At 38.4% G+C, this 19986-nt stretch carries 19 protein-coding genes and 5 tRNA genes; 2 read left to right on the top strand and 22 right to left on the bottom strand.

Translation table 11 applies throughout. The features are described 5' to 3' along the window. Window position 1: 1 nt before the first annotated feature. The 21 genes from MMB69_RS02010 to MMB69_RS01910 all read right to left on the bottom strand — a co-directional run bounded on the left by MMB69_RS02010 (window position 2) and on the right by MMB69_RS01910 (window position 17234). Window positions 2-208 (bottom strand): YqgQ family protein, encoded by a 207-nt coding sequence (locus MMB69_RS02010; protein ID WP_013059184.1) that lies wholly within the window; start codon window positions 206-208, stop codon window positions 2-4. A gap of 181 nt (window positions 209-389) precedes the next feature. Continuing rightward, window positions 390-1910 carry a rhomboid family protein gene (locus MMB69_RS02005; RefSeq protein WP_221784574.1) on the bottom strand — a complete coding sequence of 507 codons (1521 nt, stop codon included), beginning with the start codon at window positions 1908-1910 and terminating at the stop codon, window positions 390-392. 134 nt (window positions 1911-2044) lie between these two features. Next, on the bottom strand, window positions 2045-2221 hold the full coding sequence (locus MMB69_RS02000) for a hypothetical protein (protein WP_013059186.1): 177 nt from the start codon (window positions 2219-2221) through the stop codon (window positions 2045-2047). Window positions 2222-2272: 51 nt separating this feature from the next. Further along, complete coding sequence (locus MMB69_RS01995) at window positions 2273-3070, bottom strand: DUF92 domain-containing protein (protein ID WP_277447078.1); 798 nt, start codon at window positions 3068-3070, stop codon at window positions 2273-2275. Beyond that, window positions 3057-3623: a 5-formyltetrahydrofolate cyclo-ligase gene (locus tag MMB69_RS01990; protein ID WP_221784575.1), complete on the bottom strand. Its 567-nt coding sequence runs from the start codon at window positions 3621-3623 to the stop codon at window positions 3057-3059. Before MMB69_RS01990 ends, MMB69_RS01995 begins: the two co-directional genes overlap by 14 nt. A 47-nt stretch (window positions 3624-3670) precedes the next feature. Then, entirely contained in the window at window positions 3671-3820 is a 150-nt protein-coding gene (gene rpmG, locus MMB69_RS01985) for a 50S ribosomal protein L33 (RefSeq protein WP_013059189.1), read from the bottom strand. Between the two features lie 242 nt (window positions 3821-4062). Next, window positions 4063-6342 carry a sugar phosphate nucleotidyltransferase gene (locus MMB69_RS01980; RefSeq protein ID WP_277447075.1) on the bottom strand — a complete coding sequence of 760 codons (2280 nt, stop codon included), beginning with the start codon at window positions 6340-6342 and terminating at the stop codon, window positions 4063-4065. Beyond that, the gene (locus MMB69_RS01975) at window positions 6339-8657 is read right to left on the bottom strand and encodes a glycosyltransferase (protein ID WP_277447073.1); all 2319 of its coding nucleotides are present in this window, start codon (window positions 8655-8657) and stop codon (window positions 6339-6341) included. Before MMB69_RS01975 ends, MMB69_RS01980 begins: the two co-directional genes overlap by 4 nt. Continuing rightward, window positions 8650-9144, bottom strand: coding sequence for a DUF4912 domain-containing protein (locus MMB69_RS01970; protein WP_221784578.1), 495 nt, complete (start codon window positions 9142-9144; stop codon window positions 8650-8652). The genes MMB69_RS01975 and MMB69_RS01970 overlap by 8 nt, the downstream gene beginning before the upstream one ends. Before the next feature lie 193 nt (window positions 9145-9337). Then, window positions 9338-9997 (bottom strand): phosphate signaling complex protein PhoU, encoded by a 660-nt coding sequence (phoU, locus tag MMB69_RS01965; protein WP_013059193.1) that lies wholly within the window; start codon window positions 9995-9997, stop codon window positions 9338-9340. A 22-nt stretch (window positions 9998-10019) separates the two neighbouring features. After that, a complete protein-coding gene (gene pstB / locus MMB69_RS01960) occupies window positions 10020-10817 on the bottom strand; it encodes a phosphate ABC transporter ATP-binding protein PstB (RefSeq protein ID WP_370506071.1) in 798 nt (265 codons plus the stop codon). 635 nt (window positions 10818-11452) lie between these two features. Further along, a complete protein-coding gene (locus MMB69_RS01955) occupies window positions 11453-13630 on the bottom strand; it encodes a peptidoglycan D,D-transpeptidase FtsI family protein (protein ID WP_264408569.1) in 2178 nt (725 codons plus the stop codon). A 161-nt stretch (window positions 13631-13791) separates the two neighbouring features. Beyond that, window positions 13792-15069 carry an MFS transporter gene (locus tag MMB69_RS01950; RefSeq protein WP_013059197.1) on the bottom strand — a complete coding sequence of 426 codons (1278 nt, stop codon included), beginning with the start codon at window positions 15067-15069 and terminating at the stop codon, window positions 13792-13794. A gap of 129 nt (window positions 15070-15198) precedes the next feature. Further along, the gene (gene sodA / locus MMB69_RS01945) at window positions 15199-15807 is read right to left on the bottom strand and encodes a superoxide dismutase SodA (RefSeq protein WP_013059198.1); all 609 of its coding nucleotides are present in this window, start codon (window positions 15805-15807) and stop codon (window positions 15199-15201) included. A gap of 197 nt (window positions 15808-16004) precedes the next feature. Next, window positions 16005-16097 (bottom strand) — tRNA-Ser (locus MMB69_RS01940). A gap of 11 nt (window positions 16098-16108) precedes the next feature. Continuing rightward, a tRNA-Ile gene (locus MMB69_RS01935) sits at window positions 16109-16185 on the bottom strand. 3 nt (window positions 16186-16188) lie between these two features. After that, window positions 16189-16263, bottom strand: a tRNA-Asn gene (locus MMB69_RS01930). Between the two features lie 40 nt (window positions 16264-16303). Continuing rightward, window positions 16304-16377 (bottom strand) — tRNA-Met (locus MMB69_RS01925). A gap of 1 nt (window position 16378) precedes the next feature. After that, window positions 16379-16453: transfer RNA gene (locus tag MMB69_RS01920), tRNA-Asn, on the bottom strand. A 62-nt stretch (window positions 16454-16515) separates the two neighbouring features. After that, window positions 16516-17001 (bottom strand): DUF456 domain-containing protein, encoded by a 486-nt coding sequence (locus MMB69_RS01915; protein WP_013059199.1) that lies wholly within the window; start codon window positions 16999-17001, stop codon window positions 16516-16518. A 50-nt stretch (window positions 17002-17051) separates the two neighbouring features. Beyond that, window positions 17052-17234 (bottom strand): hypothetical protein, encoded by a 183-nt coding sequence (locus tag MMB69_RS01910; protein ID WP_221784579.1) that lies wholly within the window; start codon window positions 17232-17234, stop codon window positions 17052-17054. 114 nt (window positions 17235-17348) lie between these two features. On the opposite strand from MMB69_RS01910, the gene MMB69_RS01905 reads away from it, so the two are divergent. Continuing rightward, the gene (locus tag MMB69_RS01905; protein ID WP_221784580.1) at window positions 17349-18131 is read left to right on the top strand and encodes a DUF1189 domain-containing protein; all 783 of its coding nucleotides are present in this window, start codon (window positions 17349-17351) and stop codon (window positions 18129-18131) included. A 151-nt stretch (window positions 18132-18282) separates the two neighbouring features. On the opposite strand, the gene MMB69_RS01900 is transcribed toward MMB69_RS01905, so the two are convergent. Next, window positions 18283-19494, bottom strand: coding sequence for an MFS transporter (locus MMB69_RS01900; protein ID WP_269871074.1), 1212 nt, complete (start codon window positions 19492-19494; stop codon window positions 18283-18285). Window positions 19495-19570: 76 nt separating this feature from the next. On the opposite strand from MMB69_RS01900, the gene MMB69_RS01895 reads away from it, so the two are divergent. Further along, window positions 19571-19903, top strand: a complete 333-nt coding sequence (locus MMB69_RS01895) for a hypothetical protein (RefSeq protein ID WP_221784583.1) — start codon at window positions 19571-19573, stop codon at window positions 19901-19903. The last annotated feature ends 83 nt before the right edge of the window (window positions 19904-19986 follow it).

Raw genomic sequence — 19986 nt, 5'->3', positions numbered from 1 at the left:
TTCATTCATCCTTTTTCTCTTTTTGTTGTTTTAACTCTCGACGAAGCAAAAGAATTGCCATTTGGTAATCACGTACATCAATCAAGTTAGACTGATATAACTCTTTTACTTCCGCTTCCATCAGCTCTAAATCAGCAATACGATCGCCCACGTATATAAAAATGCCGAAGGACTTTAATAATTGTTGTACATCATATAACGTATTCATTCTGTCACCTTTATCCTATTGTCTAGGTGATATAATTCATTTATTTTGAGATAACTCAACAGTCATTCAGTCATAAACAGCGGCCGTATTTAACGCCCACTGCTAGGTCTACATATTAATATTCTAGTAAACGTTCTCACAATAGTAAAGTATAAAATATTAAATTCGTCATTCAACAGTTTTAATTTCCTAGCTCTTGCTTCAGCTTTTCGTATTTTTCATTTTGCGGTTCCAGCGCAATTGCTTTATCGATATTTTGTGTGGCCGCTGGAATATCATTGAGCTTCATATTCACCAGAGCTAAATTGTAATACGCCTCATGAAAAGTTGAATCATACTTTACAGCCTGATTCAATTGCTGTTTAGCTTCTTTATAATTTTCAAGATAAAATTCTGCGCTAGCACTGACGAAATACACGTTACTATTTCCTGTTCCTTTTTCAACAAAAAGCTTAATGGCATCTTTTGCTTCTTCATACTGCTTCTGCTGAAGATACGTAGCTGCTACGCTGAGTGCATAGGGCTCATCTTGATAAACAGAACGCTCATGATATCCATAAAAAAGCAGACTTCCTACTAATAAAAGCGTGCAAATGAAAGCCGGAATCTGAATATACAGCTTTTTTTGTTTCGGTAAACTGACGATGCTCGCAGCTAAAAACCCGCCAACCAAACCGCCAATATGCCCTGCATTATCGACGTTCGGCGCAACAAATCCAAAAATCAAGTTAATCACAATGATGACAATGAAACTCGACCCCATTGTTCGAAAAAAGAAGCGTGGATTTGTTCTTGCTATAAACAGCAAAGCTCCAAAGCAACCGAAAATAGCCCCTGAGGCTCCTGCGGAAATAGACGTATTCCATATAAAACTTCCTAGAGATCCTGCAAACCCGGCAAATATATAAATAAAGACAAAACGCCCGCTGCCATATATCCTCTCTACAAGCGTTCCTAAATAATACAGGGCTACACTATTCATAAGCAAATGCAGAAGTCCTATATGCAAAATTATAGGTGTAAAAAAACGCCACCATTCGCCTTCCATAATTAAGGGGTTGTATTTAGCTCCGTATTGAATCAGAGTGAGCGTATTTTGTGTACTGCTTTTCCACTCCAGAAATAGAAACATTAAGATTTGCAGCGCTAAAAATATATATGTAAAAATAGGCTTCCCGTATCCAGCTATTTGCTGTTCTTCGCTTTGTTTTTTCTGTACAAAAAGCACAATTTTATGTTTCCACTGTTCTATGCGCTCGGCTTCTTCTTCGGAAGAGAAATTGTCTGCACTTTCCAATGTAAGACCTAGCCGTTCGAATAGAGATTCATAAGCGCTTGCTTTATCTGCCGTTAGTTGTTCAACTGAGCTGTTCACTTTAGAGGGACTCGGCGTGCTTTCTAAGGACTGCTCTGTATAAAAAGGATCAAAATCAGCAAAGTAAATCGTGTTAAGAGTAAGCGTTGATTTACCTCTCTGCTTTCGCACATTCTCAGCTCTTTGTAATGCATATAACACATCTTTTTGCTGTTCAACGGCTGATTTAAAATTCCGGCGGACTATGCGGACAATTGACTTATCTTTGCGATGCGAAGATTGAAACCATAGCTCTGAAGCATCAGCTTTCATCGAAATCAGCTCATATGAAGAATGGCCAAGCAATTGCTGTGCCAGCTGCAAATAATAAAAATCTTGCCTAGACAAATAGTCACCTCCTCATACTCTCTATATGTAAAGATGGCAGAAAGCCAGGAAAAAAGCAACGATTTTCCCTTTTTCTTTTTCTACAAAAAAACACCTTACAGGTCTGTAAGGTGTTTTTTATGTATCTTTCGCTCCTAACGGAAGACCTGCTTCATTAAACGATCCCGAACAAACGGCAAATTAAAAAATGAACGAACAGCTAGACTGCGGATAAATGAATTTCCAAACAGCGAATTTAAAACACGGTATCTCATTTGATAGCCCAGCGTTCCAACAACTAAAAGCGTAAGTACTAATACAATATGTCTCATTTTCAAGCCTCCTTACGTTTACTTTGCTCCTATGGCGAACATTTTATGCTCTTATATAGGTAAAAGCAGGATAAGGATTCCGCCTGTAAAAGCAGCAAGCAAAATAGCGGCAAGATTTACAACATCATTGTTAAAGAAAGTTATTCCTTTCTCTTTTATCGTTGGCTTACGGCAATGATCTTTCCGTTCCGTTTCAATACCGCAGCTTTGACAGCGAAAGCGAACTTGCACACTTGCTCCAAGAAGAGTGTCTATAGCGTTTCCAATAAAACCAAAGCACCCTACTAGCAATATACTACTCAGCGATGCGGATGGAAAAGCAAAATAACAAGCGGCAGCAATAAGAAAAGCTCCGGCTGCTCCGGCTGCTGTACCTAAAAGTGAAACGGCTCCTGAGGTACCCGCTTCTACTCTCTTTAATGTCCAAAGGTAAAACGGCGGCTTCTTACTAAGAGATCCTATTTCAGATGCCCATGTGTCCGCATTAGCAGCTGAGATACCGATCATAAACATCCACATGTAAACAGGAAAAGCTGTTGCAGCATATAACAAACCGCAAGCAGCAGCTACACCTCCATTAGCAAGGACTTGAATATAATCTCGCCTGTCGTGCTTCTCTAGCTTTTCTTCTAATGCGCTTTTTTTTTCTTTTTTGTACTTACTACACAACGTAGAAGTGCTAAAAAATAAGAGTAAGAGTAAAAAACCTTGAAGCGAAAAACCAATATAAACGCTCGCTCCTACGATGAAAGACATGCAGGCTCCTGATACTGTCAGTGCTTTTGCTATGTAGCCTGCTCCTGCCATGAGTAATATTACAATTATCATGACAGCATCAAACGGATTCACAGCAAATAAGCTCCTTCTCTGTCAAAATATATTCAACGGGAATATCATGAGATTCATATGGGACCTCTGAAACGACTTGACACTCAAACGCAAGGCTTAGCTTCTGTCCGCTATAATCTGTTAGATAACGATCGTAATAGCCGCCTCCATAGCCGATACGATATCCATTTTTGCTATATACTACGCCAGGCACAAGGAGTAAATCAATTGAAGATTTTGAAACGGGAACAGTTTCTTCAACAATTGGTTCGGCTAACCCGTAGTACACTGTTTCAAGCTGTGAAAAATTCGTAATCTCGTAGAAAACCATTTGAGATGTTGTGGGGTTGCATTTTGGAACAGCTACTTTCTTTCCATCTTTCCAAGCACGTTCAATGATGGCTTTCGTATTAACTTCTTTATTTCTTGAAACTGTAGCTGCAATGACTCTAGCTTCTTTCCATAAACAAGTTTCATACAGTGCATTTGCTATGCTTGTTGAATGTGCCTCGTGCTGCTCTTCAGAAATTAAATTAAGAACGCGCTTCATCTCTTTGCGCAGATGAGATTTCATTTTAATTCCCCCCTATAAAAAAAACAGCAGGATTGTACTCCTACTGCTTACTTTGTTTCACGATGAAGTGTAACTTTTTTAAGTCTTGGGCTGTATTTTTTTAACTCAAGACGATCTGGGTTATTACGCTTGTTTTTAGTTGTAATGTAATTACGGTCACCAGTTTCAGTGCAAGCTAATGTAACGTTTACGCGCATCTATTTTCCCTCCAAACATTATAAACATAAATCAGACTTTAATATAATATCATTTTTCGAAAGGAAATGCCAGTCTGTTTTTTTGAAGAAAGTCATTTAATTTCATTTCTTCACTTTTTCTTTCCTCTTAGAGCCCTGAGCTCCTTCTCTGCTGCGCCTTATATATAGATGAAGTTTCTTGAAATAAGCGGAACTCTTTTTATGAGAGGCGCACTTCCTTTCTTTTAAATAAAAGCCATTATTTACACTCTTTGATACTCTTGTATTTTTTCTACAAAATATGCCGACAGCTTCTTGGCAGTCTGAGTGTTTAACGCCTCTGAATAAATATTTAATACAGGCAAGTGACCATCGGGCAAAATAAGCGTCCATTCATGAGGATCATGGTAAATTTTTAAGCCATCAATGACATACACTTGTTTACCGATTGCTTCTTCTAATAGTTTCTTCATCACTTGTTCTTGAATTTCTAGGGGACACGAAATATACCGCCAGTTCATATAAGCGTGCGGGACATATTGAATCATTTCAGAAATTTTCCGCTGTTGCACCATAATTAATTCGATCAGCTGACATAAAGCGTACATGGCATCTAACTGAAATTGAACGGGCCCCAAAAGACTAAGCAAATCACGTTTTTTTGCTTTTGTCCTCATAAATGATTGATTGAGAGATTGAGCAAATGTTTCTAGGGTGGATGAATAGTGTATAGGAATAGGAACGAATGCTACTTTTTTTGTCATGTATACGCTATAAATATAAAGCGACATAATTTCTGAGTCATTTACGCTGCAGCCTTTTTCATCATATAGAGCAAATGTTTCTCCATCTTCTTTAATCTGAATACAAAAAGACAGCTTATTTCGTTTAATTATTCGTTTGGTTTCTTCTGTTTTCTCCCATTTGTTTAAAAATAAAACGTGGACACGAAGACGCTTACATAATAATTCGACAACTTCCTGTATAAACGGCGAACAAATCACGCCAATCCGCATACTGTCTTCTAATAAAGCATGCTGATTAATTGATTTTACTAAAGCATCACAATATTCTCCCCTGATATTTCCTATGTTTGTTTCTTTAAATGAAACAGAAGTCGTTACGTTTGCTTTTTTAGCTTGAAGGTACATCCGCTCAATCTTTTTTTCAATAAGCTGATTAACTAATTGCCCTTTATTGTCATATATTTCTAAAAACAGACCGCTGTTTTTGCTATCCACACCAATATAAATACCAATGCTCGCTTGTGAAGTCATCATGTAATATCGAAATACCGGAAGAGCTTCTTTTTTAATATCATACACAGCTGAATGATTACTCCGTAAAAAAGAAAAGCATTCTTTGCGAAGTTGAGTGGCTTCTCCTTCATCATCGCTTGCTAGACAGAACGACCCTTGATGTTTGCATACAAGTAATAACGCATTGTATAGTCTTTCTCGATCAACAGATGAATGTACATACAGGCGACCGTTTTTGAAGATAGAAACATCTGGTTTTACAGAAAGTTGGGGTAGCACTTGGTTTTCAGCTACTGTATCTTGGACATACGTAGTCATTGCTTGAACATTTACATAGGGACCTATCGTAGCGTTGTATAAAAATGATTCTGCCCCCACCGTTACGTTTTGAAGCAAAATCGTTTTATCGATTGCAGCATGTGCTTCTATGATACTATTGGTTCCGATAATCGTGTAAGGACCAATTGAAGCACCTTTTCTAATCACCACATTTTCTCCTACGTAAACCGGATCGTAAACAGTCACCCCTTCTTCTATAAGCGCGTCATCTGAGACAATACTTTCCTGTCTCTTGCCAAACCACTTCCTCCACAAATCATAGTGTGCTTGACGATAATGGTGGATTTGCCCAATATCAATCCAATAATCTTCCGTTACAAAACTGCACACAGTATGATTATATTCCAAAAGAAGCGGAATAATGTCAAAGCTAAAATCTGTAGGACCATAAGAATTCACGTAATCAAGAACGGATTTTTTGATCACATACACTCCCGTATTAATCAATCGGCTATTGGCCTGTTCGTAAGTCGGTTTCTCTACAAATCCCGTGACTCGATGCCCTTCATCTATCGTCACCACTCCGTAACCCCGCACGTCGTTTACTTCTTTTGTAACAATGGTCATTTCGCTTTTTTGTTCATAATGAAAATGAATAACGTCTTGAAGATTAATTTCTGTTAAGGCATCTCCACTAATGATAATACAGTCTTCCTCAATAAAGGCCTCTGCTCGCTTAATTCCGCCCGCTGTTCCAAGAGGCTCTTTTTCGATAAAATAAGTAAGCGTCACTCCCCACTGAGAGCCGTCCCCAAAGTATTCAATAATTTGTTCATGCCTATACTGCAGCGTAATCCCAATCTCTGTAATTCCATGTTTCTTAAGCAGTTCAATGCTATATTCCATCACAGGTTTATCGTAAAGCGGCAGCATAGGCTTTGGAATCGTATAGGTCAAGGGCTGCAGTCTTGTTCCTTTACCGCCAGCAAGTATAATGGCTTTCAATTTTTTGCCTCCCTTCTTTTTTTATCCTGGCAAATGTGATGTTGAAACAGCTTACTTGTATCAATAGCGATTTTTTCCCAGCTAAACATAGTTGTTGCTTTTCTATACCCATTTTCGCTGATTTTTGCAGCCGTTTTTTCATTTTTTAACAAAAATTCAATACAGTTGATTAATTCGAGCGTATCTCCTCGGGCAAACGTCAGGCCCGTGTCGAAATGTGAAACAATATCACTTAGACCTCCTGTATCGGCAACGATAGTTGGTTTCTTGGCTACCATCCCCTCTAAAGCCACAATTCCAAAAGGTTCATATAGACTTGGAAAAACAACCATTTTGCAAGCTTGAAGAAGCTGATTTCGTTCGTTATCGGTAATGTATCCAATAAAATACACGTATTTGTCTAATTGCTTTTCACTTACCTGTGTTCGAAACTCATGAAGTAAAGGCCCTTTTCCCGCCACAACAAATTGAACATCTATTTGTTTTTTCTTAAATAGTTCCGCTGCTTCAATAAACAGCTGAAATCCTTTTTCATATACAATTCGTCCAATTGAAAAAATAATAGGGGCCTTTCTAAAATTATATTTCTTTTGTAAATTTTCTTTTAGCCGCTCATTTACTGCGTCGACTACCAGCTGCTTGTCAATTCCATTTGGAAATATAGCAATTTTATCTTGCTCTACGTGAAATAAAGTGATTAATTCTTTCTTCATATAGTCACTGCAGACAATGATTGAGCTTGATTGTTGAATCAGCTCCTCTTCTTGCAAGTGAATCTTCTGCTGCATGTCATTATGAATACCATTATTGCGCCCATGTTCTGTCGCATGAATGGTCGTAATTAGCGGTCTATCCGTTTTATCTGCTAAACATTTTGCAGCGGAGGCAACAAGCCAGTCATGAGCATGAATAACGTCAAAAGACAGCTTGTAGCCTAATTGCAGTCCTCTAAGAGCCATAGCCACGTTCAAACTGTTTACCCACGTCAAAAAATCCGGATGATGAGGCTGCAGGCTTTTAACTCGGTAAACGTGAACACCGTATAACCGCTCATATTCCGGCAGCCCCTCTACATACGTTGTTAATACACTAACGTGATGGCCCGCCTTTGCTAACGCTCTGGATAAATCAAATACATGTCGTGCAAGTCCTCCGATAACTAGAGGAGGGAATTCCCATGCAAGCATTAAAATGGAGAGACCGCCTTTATATTGATTTACTGATAAAGCCGCCGGCTCTATCTCTTTTGTAGGGTATAAAAAAGAACTTCCTGAAAGAAAACTATTTTCGCTATCCATCCTTGGATTCTTTTCGTGACAAAGAAAATCAAATAGTTTTACTTGCCTTTCGTATTCATCTCTGACTTTTTCAAAATTATAAAGCCAATCGCTGCTACTTAAAAGAAGCCACTGTCGGTAGATAGCATTCACCACGCTAGGATGTTTAGAATCGATAACATCTAGCATCGCCTCTGACTTCTGTACGGTTGAAATAAACAATCGATTGTTCTCACTGACAAATTCGGCGCTTTTTGTTGCACCGTAGAGTGCAAGAGTTTCGCTTTGAAGAAACTGTATATCCCTCGCGTAGTCTAAAGGATATTGAAATGTACCGCTTGCTGCTTGCATTCGCTGAAAGCCAAGCGTGTCCTTAGCTTTCAAATCCAAAACAGCACTCGCTTTATTCATGGTTCCTTCCTCAACTTGTTTTCCTTGCTTAGGATATGGAAACAAGATAATGCCAGCAGGCGACTTTTTTAGTTCATCTGTTGATGACTTCACAAAGGTATAGCGCATTTCATGAGATTTCAGGAGCATATCTACTTGATGAGTATACTCTCCTTGTTGTATAAAAAAACCAGCGGGCTTTTTTTCAAAAAACTGTTGAAAAACACGTATTGCTTCTGTGATTTGTAGATTTAATGTTTGTTCGGTTTTAAGGACGGAAACGAACGCGTTCGTTACAGTAGTAGGAATACATTCCATCATGTCATGCTGAAAGAAATATTTGCAGGCTGAGAACAAGCTCCCGTTCCACTTTTTTAAAAAGGTGAGTGCTCTCTGATGCTGCCGGCTTGAAAACTGGTGTAAATACCGAGCGTAACGAGTGTTAAACTCCTCGTCGTTTAATGCGTTCAAAAACACACAAGACATCACAGCTGTTGCACCTATCAATTTCTTAGACTCAATTTGATCTAAAAAAGGGATGAACTCGTTCGTTACTTGTTCAAACAGCGGATACTCACTCTCTGCTTGAAGTACATGTAGCAAGGGATAATGCATATAAGTTAAAAGAATACAGTCATCACTATTCATATTGCTTCTTCACCTGCTCCAAGTCATTTGAATATAAGGAATATGTGCTAAATTCATTTTGAACACCCTGGTGAACTTTTACAGGTTCGTACATCCAGCTCAACGAAGTTACATTCACTTGTTCATGTTGTTCTTTCATCAAATAAACTGGATTCGAACGAAGAAGGGAAAAAAAACTTCCTTCTTTATCTTGAATACCAATATCTATTACATACGTGCGCTCACTTTCCAGGCTGTTCATAAACATGAAGTCTTGCTTAGGAGTAAGACCCTTCATATAATAGCGGTTTGATTCATGGCCGTTAAAATGAAGACCTGTTATATCATACGTACACATAGCTAGATTCAATTCTTTCCACCGTGTCGAAAACATACTTTCTACCATCTCTCGAATATGCTCAGAAAACGACCAGTGAACATAAATACGAGATGAGTCAAGCTGAGTAGCTATACACACATTTAAGTTTTGAATAAGATTAGCAGCCACTGTTTTATCACTTCGTTTCTTAGAATGTTTTTTCTACATATAAATGCCGTATAAACTTATTAACATCTTACCATTCAGAAAAAGTTGCCACAATAAACGCAATTTGTCGATTTGTGTTAAAAATTCAGGTTAACGTAGTAATTATAATTTACTAACAAAAAAACCTCTTCGCTTATTAGAAGAGGTTTTTCTACTATTCGTTTAAGTCGTAGCGTTTGCCTTTTACAAGGTAAAATACGCTTTCTGCTACGTTAGTGGTATGATCAGCCATACGCTCTAAATAGCGGGCTACAAATAAAAGCTGCGTAATTTGGTTCATAGCCTCCTGCTTTTCTTTAGCAAGACTTAAAAGTTCTTTGATTGTTATGCCGTAAAGCTCATCCACTTGATCGTCCATTTCTGCTACCTTTTTAGCCAATACAAGATCTTCCTCGTGATAAGCTTTTAACGAAAGGCTCAACATTTCAATCGAAATATCGTGCATTTTCTTTACATGTTCTAACGGCTTAATTAATTCTTCGTTTCCAATTCGTATAGCTGATTTTGCTACGTTAACCGCAAAATCTGCCATACGCTCAACATCCGAAGCAATTTTAATTGCCACAATGATACGTCTTAAATCGATAGCCACCGGCTGCTGCTTTGCGATCAGTAAGATAGCTAGGTCATTAATTTCTTCTTCTAAGTCATCCACGTATGAATCGCCGTCGATAATTTCTAGCGCCAGCTCAACGTTGCTTGTTTGCAACGCTTCAATTGATTTTGATAGCGCCTCATGCGTTAAGCGCCCTATTTCTAATAATTTTTCACGTAATATCTTTAAATCACCATGAAACTTTTCGCGTACAACCACTCATCCCATCTCCTTGTATGTCTTAACCGAAACGACCTGTAATATAATCTTCTGTGCGTTTATCAGATGGCATTGAGAAGATTTTATCTGTTTCTGCGTACTCTACCACTTCTCCATTTAAGAAAAATGCTGTTTTATCTGAAATACGTGCCGCTTGCTGCATATTGTGGGTAACAATAATAATGCTGAAGTCTTTCTTTAATTCTTGTACTAACTCTTCTACTTTTAATGTTGAAATTGGATCGAGCGCAGAAGTAGGCTCATCCATTAAAATAACGTCAGGTTCAATTGCCAAGCAGCGCGCAATACAGATACGCTGCTGTTGTCCACCTGACAACCCATTTGCATTTTGATTCAAACGATCTTTAACTTCGTCCCAAATAGCTGCTCCTCGTAAACTTTTTTCAACAATTTCATCTAGTTTTTTCTTGTTGCGAACGCCATGAATTCTTGGACCGTACGCAATATTATCATAAATAGATTTCGGGAACGGATTTGGCTTTTGGAAAACCATTCCTACTTGCGTGCGCAGCTCTTCCACGTGGTACGATTTATCAAAAATATTTTTCCCTCTATACTCAATCTCACCTGATGTACGGACAATTGGAGTCATTTCTACCATACGATTTAACGTTTTAATATATGTTGATTTTCCGCAGCCTGATGGACCGATGATCGCGGTAACTTCGTTAGCATGAATGTCTAAATCAATATTTTTTAAGGCATGTGTGTTGCCATACCATAAATTCAAACCTTTTGTTTTATATACAATTTCTTTTGTTTGCGGAGTATTTACTTTTTCTTTGTTAGTCAATTCCATTGTTATTGCCATTGGATAATCCTCCTTCATCGTCTTTAACCGTTTTGAGCACAATAAAAGTCTCTCTATGTCTATTTAATATCTATTGTTTACTATCAGTGTAAATAAATACGAGAAGCCGAAACGCTTCCCCTTATTTTGATCATTTCTATTAACCCTTACACTTACAGAATAATAGCCGACTATTAATTGTGTTTTAACTCAATGTAAAGCTTTTGTAAACGATGGTCTATCTGCGTGTTTTTTAGGTAAAAAACTAGTTCTTACGACTCTTAAATTCAATAAAAAACCATATATGTAAAGATTTTTAATAAAAAAAAGAAGAGGTAGAAACATAACTAAATTAATTCAATCTAAAGATGGGGAAATTGGATAAATAAGCTAGTATGAACCACTTCCGACACCGCTGTTGATTTTCGTGCAAGACTTCACTTTCCACGGGCGGCCGGTGAGCCTCCTCGTCGCTTCCGCTTTTCCTGCAGGAGTATTCACCTTGCCCTCCGATCAACCGCTAAAAGCATCTACACACACGAAATCTACGTTCACCCTACCAATAAAAAAATCCGAACGAAGCTGATTCTTAATCAAATTCGTTCGGATCTTACTTTAACTAATATGCTTTTGTCCCAGCCTCTTTAATTGGCGTCGTTTGCAATGACAGCCTGTTGATTCTCTTCTTGGTCTTTTACTTCTTGTTCACCTTTTTTCTTTAAATCAAAATACGTATCGAGGGCAGAACGAGCAAGCTCTTTTGTAATGGTATTTGGTGCACTTGGCACAAATGCCGATGGTACCACGACAGCTACTGCAATTTCAGGATCATTTGCCGGAGCAAAGGCCACAAAGTTTGAATTATTAACTTTAATCGGATCCCCTCCGCTTGGGTTCTTCTCATAGGCTTGTGCCGTTCCTGATTTACCAGCAGGATTATAGTTCGCTGTATGGAAAGCTGCATACCCTGTACCGCCTTGTTCTTGCGTAACGCGTTTAAAACCACTTTGAACATCTTTAATGTACTCTTCTTTCATCGTGATACGATTTAATACATCAGGCTCAAATGAATGCTGCGTACCGCCAATTTCATCGGTTTTAATCGTTGGTTTTCGGATTTCTTTTACTAGCTGCGGCTTAATGCGATACCCTCCATTAGCTATTGCAGAAGTATATTGAACAAGCTGCAGCGGCGTGTACGTATCATACTGACCAATTCCTAAATCAAGCGCCGTACCTGGAACATCGCTTCCGCCTTGGACACCTGTTGATTCGTTATCAAGATCTATGCCTGTTGATACGCCTAAGCCGAACTGACTGTAGTAAGAACGCAGTTCGCTGAATGTATCAGGTTTAATCGGTAAAGTCATGTTTTTATGATACTGTAACCCTGCCATGGCCATTACCGTTTTAAACATAAATACGTTGGATGAATATTTTAACGCAGATGAATACGTTAAGGGTCCTAACCCTTCAGCCTCAGCTGATTTCTTAACCGGTGTTCCTTTAATTTTTAACGGTTCATCAACGAACACTGTGTTTGGCTTAATAGCTCCTGCATCTAAGCCGGCTAAAACCGTTGCTCCTTTTACAACAGAGCCCATTGTATAAGATGTTGAAATATTCCCTAATGCAAAATCTTCTATTTTAGGCGCTCCAGTCTTCTTATCAACGGTGTATTTTTTACCTGCCATTGTTAAAATTTCTCCTGTGTGAGGATCCATCATAATAACAAAAGCACGGTCTAAAAATTGCGTTCCTTTCATTTGCTTTTTGGCTAAAAGCTGGTCCGTAATTTGTTTTTCTACCGCTTTTTGAAGCTCCATATCAATAGTTAAAACCAAATCACTGCCGCGTTCACCTTTAGACACTTGAATTGTATCAAGGAGATTTCCTTTTTTATCTGTTACATATTGGACTTTTTCTTTTTGACCGCTGAGCTGAGCTTCGTATTGCTTCTCTAAATAGCTCGTCCCAACTTGGTCATTTCGGCTATAGCCTCTTGACAAGTAATACTGTACTTTATCTTTAGGCAGTCCTTCGTTGGCAGATGATACATTTCCAAGCAAAGTACGAAGAGTACTGTTTTCTGGGTATGAGCGATCCCAATACGTTGTTGTATCAACACCTGGAAGTTCATCTAAGTGCTCACTTACAACGGCATACTCTTCATTTGTCACACCGCTCTTAACAATTTGCGGGGTGTTAGAGTAACCTGCCTCCATTTGGCGCTTAATAGCGAGAACTTCTAAATCACTCTTTAGACTTTCTAAATCTTTTTTAGAGATGCGGTCTAACTGACGTTGATATAGTTCGTCATCAGTCATTTCACCATCTTGAACTTTTTTACGATCAGCTTGCGTAATTTTCTGTTCCGCTTCTTTAGGGTGAAGCATAATCCAATAATCCTTCATATCACGTTCTGTAATTTTTACCACATTTTTAGCATCTTTATTCTTTTTATTTTCCGGAATATCAATCACATTTGTGGTGTAAGGAACATCGATCATAGTGGCTAACTTTTTAGCGATGCGCAGCCTTTCTTCAGCTGTATTTCCTTGAAAACGAGTATATGTAATCGTATTTAAAGAGGTATTATCTACAATTACGCGGTTATAACGATCGTACATTTTCCCTCGAGGAACAGGCGTACTGACCGTAACGTCCTGTGTTTTTTCGACTTCTCGTTCGTAATTCTCACCGTATACAATTTGAACAAGTCCCAACCGCAAAATTAATACGGAAAATAGGGCAAATACGGTCAAAAAAAGTAAGTTTACACGAAAAGGCACGTGACTTTTTCTTCTTTTTTTCTTTTTCATACCAACACCTACACTTTATAAAACATATATACCATAACACCATAAAATCAGCCATTTAGCAAATAAATAGACACCTGGCAGGTGCCTATTTACACAACGTATTTATTCTAAAAGAAAAGCGAAGCATTTTCCATAGTACAAATGAAGGAGCTGATAACACTCTAAGCTGGAGACTCTCCGTCTCCTTCATTTAATACCGGAGGAGTAACAGTCGTTTCTTTTTTGTGCAGAGGCTGTGAGATATGTCTCACACAAAAATAAATGATCGTATGCCCTGCTCCAACAATAGCTAATAAAATGGGAATACTTTTTGCTTCATCAAAAAATAGTACAGCTATTAAAAATAAAGATATGGAAACGACGCGCCCGATATTCAGAAATACTTCTCTGACAACAATGTATTCAATTCTTTTTGAAACAACGTCTTTTGCTCGTCCAATCACATCGTACGTTAGAGAAATGAATGGAACCAATAAAATAGGATAGGCAATGGCAATACAAACAGCATATATAATTAACTTTGGATACGATAAGTTAAAGATAAGCAAAAAGACTGCTCCATAGAGAAGGAGGCCCCCTGTGAAGATAAACCGAAGGCGATTTTTTTGCTTAATAAACCTTGAGGCAACATAGTATCCTACAAATGCAACCGCTGAATTCACCAGTCCATATGTTCCTAAAGCTAATTCACTTCCCGTCGTAATAAATACCATGACGGATACAACAAAAATGAACGTACCTTCACGCAACCCTTGAAAGAAATGAGCCTGCAATATTCGATTCCAGTCTTTATTGACTTTTCGTTCAGCCCATACTTCTTTAAATTTGTATACTCCTTCCGCTGCGCGTCTTGTAATAAAAAAACTAAGCACAACGGCACCGATAAACAATAGCAGCGATACACCAAACACAATTTTATACCCAAGTGATTCATACAAAGCGGAAATAACAAAGCCCGCTCCTAAAGGACCAATCATCCCTGCAAAAGAGTTTAAGATCCCTAAAAATCCGTTAAAAAAGTCTCTTGTATCAGGTTCTGTAATTTCAAAAGTTAGCACATTAAAAGCTAGCCAATAAAAGCCGTATCCTATACCCAGCAGTCCACCAAGCAATACTAAATACTCGGCTGCGTTAGCTCCACTGACTAATACAGCGATATAAAAAACAGCTAAAAAAGATACACCTAACCTTAAAACTACAACCCGGTCAATTCGTTTGGCCCATTTACCTGCTAAAATAAACGTAAGCGGCTGAAGCACCACTACCGCTAAATTATAAATAGCGAGATCCGAAAATTCGCCTGATTGTTTCCACAGATAAATGTTAACAAACGAATTGGAAATTGAAATAGCCAAGGCATAAAGACCGCCTATAATTAAAAGCAAAAGTAAATCTTTACTAACTTCTACATCTCCAACTACTTTTTTTAATAAAGGCATATCAAAAAACTCCTTTTCTCTTCTACACCTAGTGTGTGAAAAAGAAAAGGAGATATGTAAAAGAATTGGAAAACAAAAAAGCCAGTAAAGGTAATAATTACTTTACTGGCTCTTAAATACGTCTTTAGCTTATTTTGCAGCGTCGTAACGCTTAGCAACTTCGTCCCATTTTACAACATTAAAGAATGCTGAAATGTAATCTGGACGGCGGTTTTGGTAATTTAAGTAGTAAGCGTGCTCCCAAACGTCTAGACCAAGAATTGGCGTTTTGCCTTCCATTAATGGGCTATCTTGGTTTGGTGTGCTTGTTACTTCTAATTCGCCGTTGTTTACAACTAACCAAGCCCAGCCAGAACCGAAGCGAGTTTTAGCTGCATTTGCAAATTCTTCTTTGAATTGATCAAAGCTGCCGAATTTGCTAGCGATAGCGTCCGCTAATTCACCAGTTGGAGCACCGCCGCCGTTAGGGCAAAGGATTGTCCAAAATAATGAGTGGTTCGCATGACCGCCACCGTTATTGCGTACTGCTGTACGGATATCTTCAGGAACAGCATCTAAGTTTGAAATTAACTCTTCAATACTTTTGCTTTCTAAATCCGCTTTGCCTTCAACAGCAGCGTTTAGATTTGTAACATATGTGTTGTGATGTTTGGTGTGGTGAATATTCATTGTTTCTTTGTCGATATGTGGTTCCAGTGCATCGTATGCATAAGGTAGTTCTGGTAATTTGTAAGCCATGAATAATTCCTCCTTCAAAATATGTAAGCATTTTGGCGCAAAAGCACCATATACGTTTAGATTAGCAAATTTACCCTACTGTTTCAAATAAAAAGTTCCTAATCCATGATTTATATTTACCTAATTCCCATTCGCTATTCTTTTAAACATAAAAAAAGCTTCTTTTTCTCAAAAGAAGCTTTGAATAGACAATAGTATGGCGGAGGAAGAGGGATTCGAACCCCCGCGGGCTTTAACACCCCTGTCGGTTTTCAAGACCGATCCCTTCAGCCGGACTTGGGTATTCCTCCAACCCTATAAATGGTGGACCCTGCAGGACTCGAACCTGCGACCGGACGGTTATGAGCCGTCTGCTCTAACCAGCTGAGCTAAGGGTCCACATGGCTCCACAGGTAGGACTCGAACCTACGACCGATCGGTTAACAGCCGATAGCTCTACCACTGAGCTACTGTGGAACAGTATGAATTATGTATGTCACAAATGCAAATTGGAAAATAGCGGCGGAGGGGATCGAACCCCCGACCTCACGGGTATGAACCGTACGCTCTAGCCAGCTGAGCTACACCGCCATGGCTCCACAGGTAGGACTCGAACCTACGACCGATCGGTTAACAGCCGATAGCTCTACCACTGAGCTACTGTGGAACAATATAACATTTACTAGCGACATTAAAAATTTAACATGTTTCTAGCCTAAAGTCAATATATTATTTTAAAACAGCGTATAAAAAATAGGCAATCATCAGCAGTTGAATAAATCCTTTTGAAATAGCGCCACTAAAAAAGCCAATAACCGAACCTACTCCAATTTTTACTGCGTTGCTAATTGTGGTCCGATGAACAATCAGTTCTCCTACAATCGCTCCGATAAACGGCCCTAAAATAATTCCAAATCCCGGAATGACAAACGGACCCACAAGCAGCCCAACTGTACTTCCCCAAACACCTGCTTTAGTGCCTCCGAATTTTTTCACACCAATAATATTAGCTATATAGTCTGCTAAAAAAAGTGCGACAACTAACAATCCTTGTATCACCCAAAATAACCAGCTATAGGAGCTAAAATCATAAAATAAACCGTATATAACAAATCCTAGAGCTACAAATAGCACGCTTGGGATGATGGGATAAACCAACCCAACAAACGATACAACAAAGCTAATGATAATTAATGCCCAACATAAAATAGCCATGCCCGCACCTATCCTTTTTATTATTACTATTTATCATACAATAATCACTCCTATAAAGAAAGACCTTGCACGACGAGTCCTTCCTTTATTTTACTTTCGAATACCTCTTCAAATAATGATTTTCGATTGTACATCTGCAATATTAACAGCACGGTCCTCAAGCTGCCCGTAATATCCCCAAAAACAATGACGGCAAAACCTGTACATATACGCATAAGATGTGCTTGTGACAAAACGCTCCACCGCATCATTGTAATTGGTAACGGTTTCTAAAATCTATTGTAAACCTTAAATTTTCGCTATAAAATAAGGTATAATCAGAATCTTCAATAAGAGGAGGCTTTACAATGAGCATGCTGAAAAAGATGGCATGGAGTTTTACTTCCTTCAAAAAAATAAGGTCGCTTCGCTTTGAGCATACGAATAAAACAATTGGCTTTGTGCTGTTTTTAACATTTATTTCTTTGCTGCCTACATTTTTCTTTATGACTTTGACGATTGTAAACGGCTATCATATCGCTACTACAGATCTTCCAAAATCTGTTTCTTCTTTTTCTATTTCAAACTCACAGCTTACGTCAAGTCAACCTTTCACAAAAAAAGTAAACGGTACCGCTTTTATCTTAAACCCCTCACAGTCTATTGAACGGTTTCATTCCCCTGCTCATGCAATTGGTTTTTTAAAGGATGGAATTTACATCACGACTAATTCACAAACACAAACGTATTCATATGAGTTGCTAAACTGGCACCATAAAGATAAAAATGAACTGTTAAACTTGCTGCACGAACAAAAATTTTCTCTATACATACTTGTCCCTATCGCTATGCTTTTACTGTACGTATTAACATCTGGACTAAACTTCCTTTTTATTACCTGCCTTGCTTATCTTGGAAAGCTGATTGGACTCATTACTAAAAAGCAGCTTCCTTTTAAGCAGCTGTGGGCACTGAGCGCTTATAGTACGGTAGCCTTCACGCTGCTTTATACGCTCTTTGAAGCTTTTTCTTTGTCTCTAGCAACACATAGCTCTCTTTACTGGATAGGAACGTTCTTCATTTACTTGTTGCTCGTCACAAGGGTTCCTATAAGAAAAAAGATAAAACCTAATAAAGCGATTGAAACATAACGAAATGAATCCAATCAACCGCTAGAAGCACCTACATACATAAAATCTATGTTTACCCTGCCAATAAAAAGCTCCGAACGAATTTGATTCTTGATCAAGAATCAAATTCGTTCGGAGCTTCTTCAACTAACATACTTTTGTCTCAGCCTCTTTATTTCTGTACAACTTTTCTTCTTCCCATTGCAGAAGAAAAAATTTTCAACTGATACAAAACCCACAAACCTCCTGCTGTGAGCAGAATAAAGCTATAAACAAACATCAGCCTTTCAGTATGCATCCACACTTCAAAAACGACAGGTCCCAACGCTACTCCTAAAAATCTCACCGTTCCATAAATGGATACAATAAACCCTCTTTCTTCTTCTGAAGCCGCTGAAGTAATCATCATATTAATACACGGAAGAACAAACCCTAAGCCGCCAAAGGCGACTGTCAAACAAAACATCAAAATAGGAAGCGTGTAAATCATCGTTAATACTCCAAACATTACAAATAAAAGAACCATTCCTACTATCATCAATTTTTTCATGAGCTCTACGTCTGTTTTGATTCGCTGCCCGGTCCAATAAGAAACGAGCGTCATTGCGCCAAGAGGAAATAAAAAAGCGGTTCCTTTAAAAAAACCGTCTATATGATACGTTTCCTCTATTAAAAAAGATAAGTAATATAAAATGCCAAATAATAAAAACAACCCCAATCCCCCGACAAAGAATAAAGGAAAAAGCGATTTTCTTTTATCATAGACAATCCCAAGGGCTCTCTTTAAATATTCTTGAACAGATACTGAATCCGAACCTGTTTTCCCTTCTCTCACATACATGACTATACCTACTAAAGCAGCACCTGCAGCTAAGGGATAGACAAAAAATGCGGCATACCATACGACGAGTGCTGCCGATGCTCCAATTATCGGCGCAACCACTTTTCCTGCTCCGTTATACACTTCTAAAATCCCGAGGACCTTTGCTCTTTTTTCCCCTGTAAATACATCTCCAGTTAATGCCATTGCCAACGTTGTAGTACCTGCAGCTCCAATCCCTTGAATGACTCTGCCAGCCATCAACACAGCAAAGTTTCCAGAAGAGAATGAGGCACTACTAGCAGCGATGACACTGCCTATTATCATGATGACGAGCGAATATATGATTAACTTTTTACGCCCATACCGGTCTGATAAAATCCCTACAGCAGGGATACACAATGCGGCTGGAATCGAAAATGCACTCAGTATCAAACTGGTTTGAACTCCGCTTAAATGAAGTGACTTTTGAATGCTTGGCAGCAGAGGAATGAGCATGGAATTTCCTAATACCATAATCAAAGGCAATAAGCCTAATGAAACAATCATTAATTTTTCTTTCAATTTTCGTTCTCCAATCATATTTAAGTAAGACAAGCATAGGCTTTACACATAAGCAAAAGAATGAAGGAGGAGCATAATGAAAAAGCTATGTGCATTAGCCGCTTTCGCTTTTATCGGATATATTTGTCACTATGACATTAAATACGGGACCATCCCTACTGCTACTGAAGCAGTTCAAGTCAGCAAAGCGCAGCCTGCAGAAACAAAAGCCGCCAGCTCTTCTTCCACCTATACAAAAATAAAAATTAAGCCAGGCGATACAGTTTTATCCGTCATTGAGGAGCTTACAAAAAAAGCGATACCGGTTTCTATGAACCAAATGATTACAGACTTCAAAAAGTTAAATAACGGTACAGCGCCTGAGGATATTCAAATTGGAAAAACGTATAAGTTCCCTATTTACAAGTAATGACAGCATTCTTCTTGTCAAGATGGGATAGTCATTGTTAAAATAGCTAAGGTAGTACTTTCTACTAGTTATTTTGTTCATAA

This window comes from Priestia sp. P5 (assembly GCF_029522155.1).
GTDB lineage: Bacteria > Bacillota > Bacilli > Bacillales > Bacillaceae_H > Priestia > Priestia megaterium_E.
This window is presented reverse-complemented; position numbering and strand designations above follow the sequence as displayed.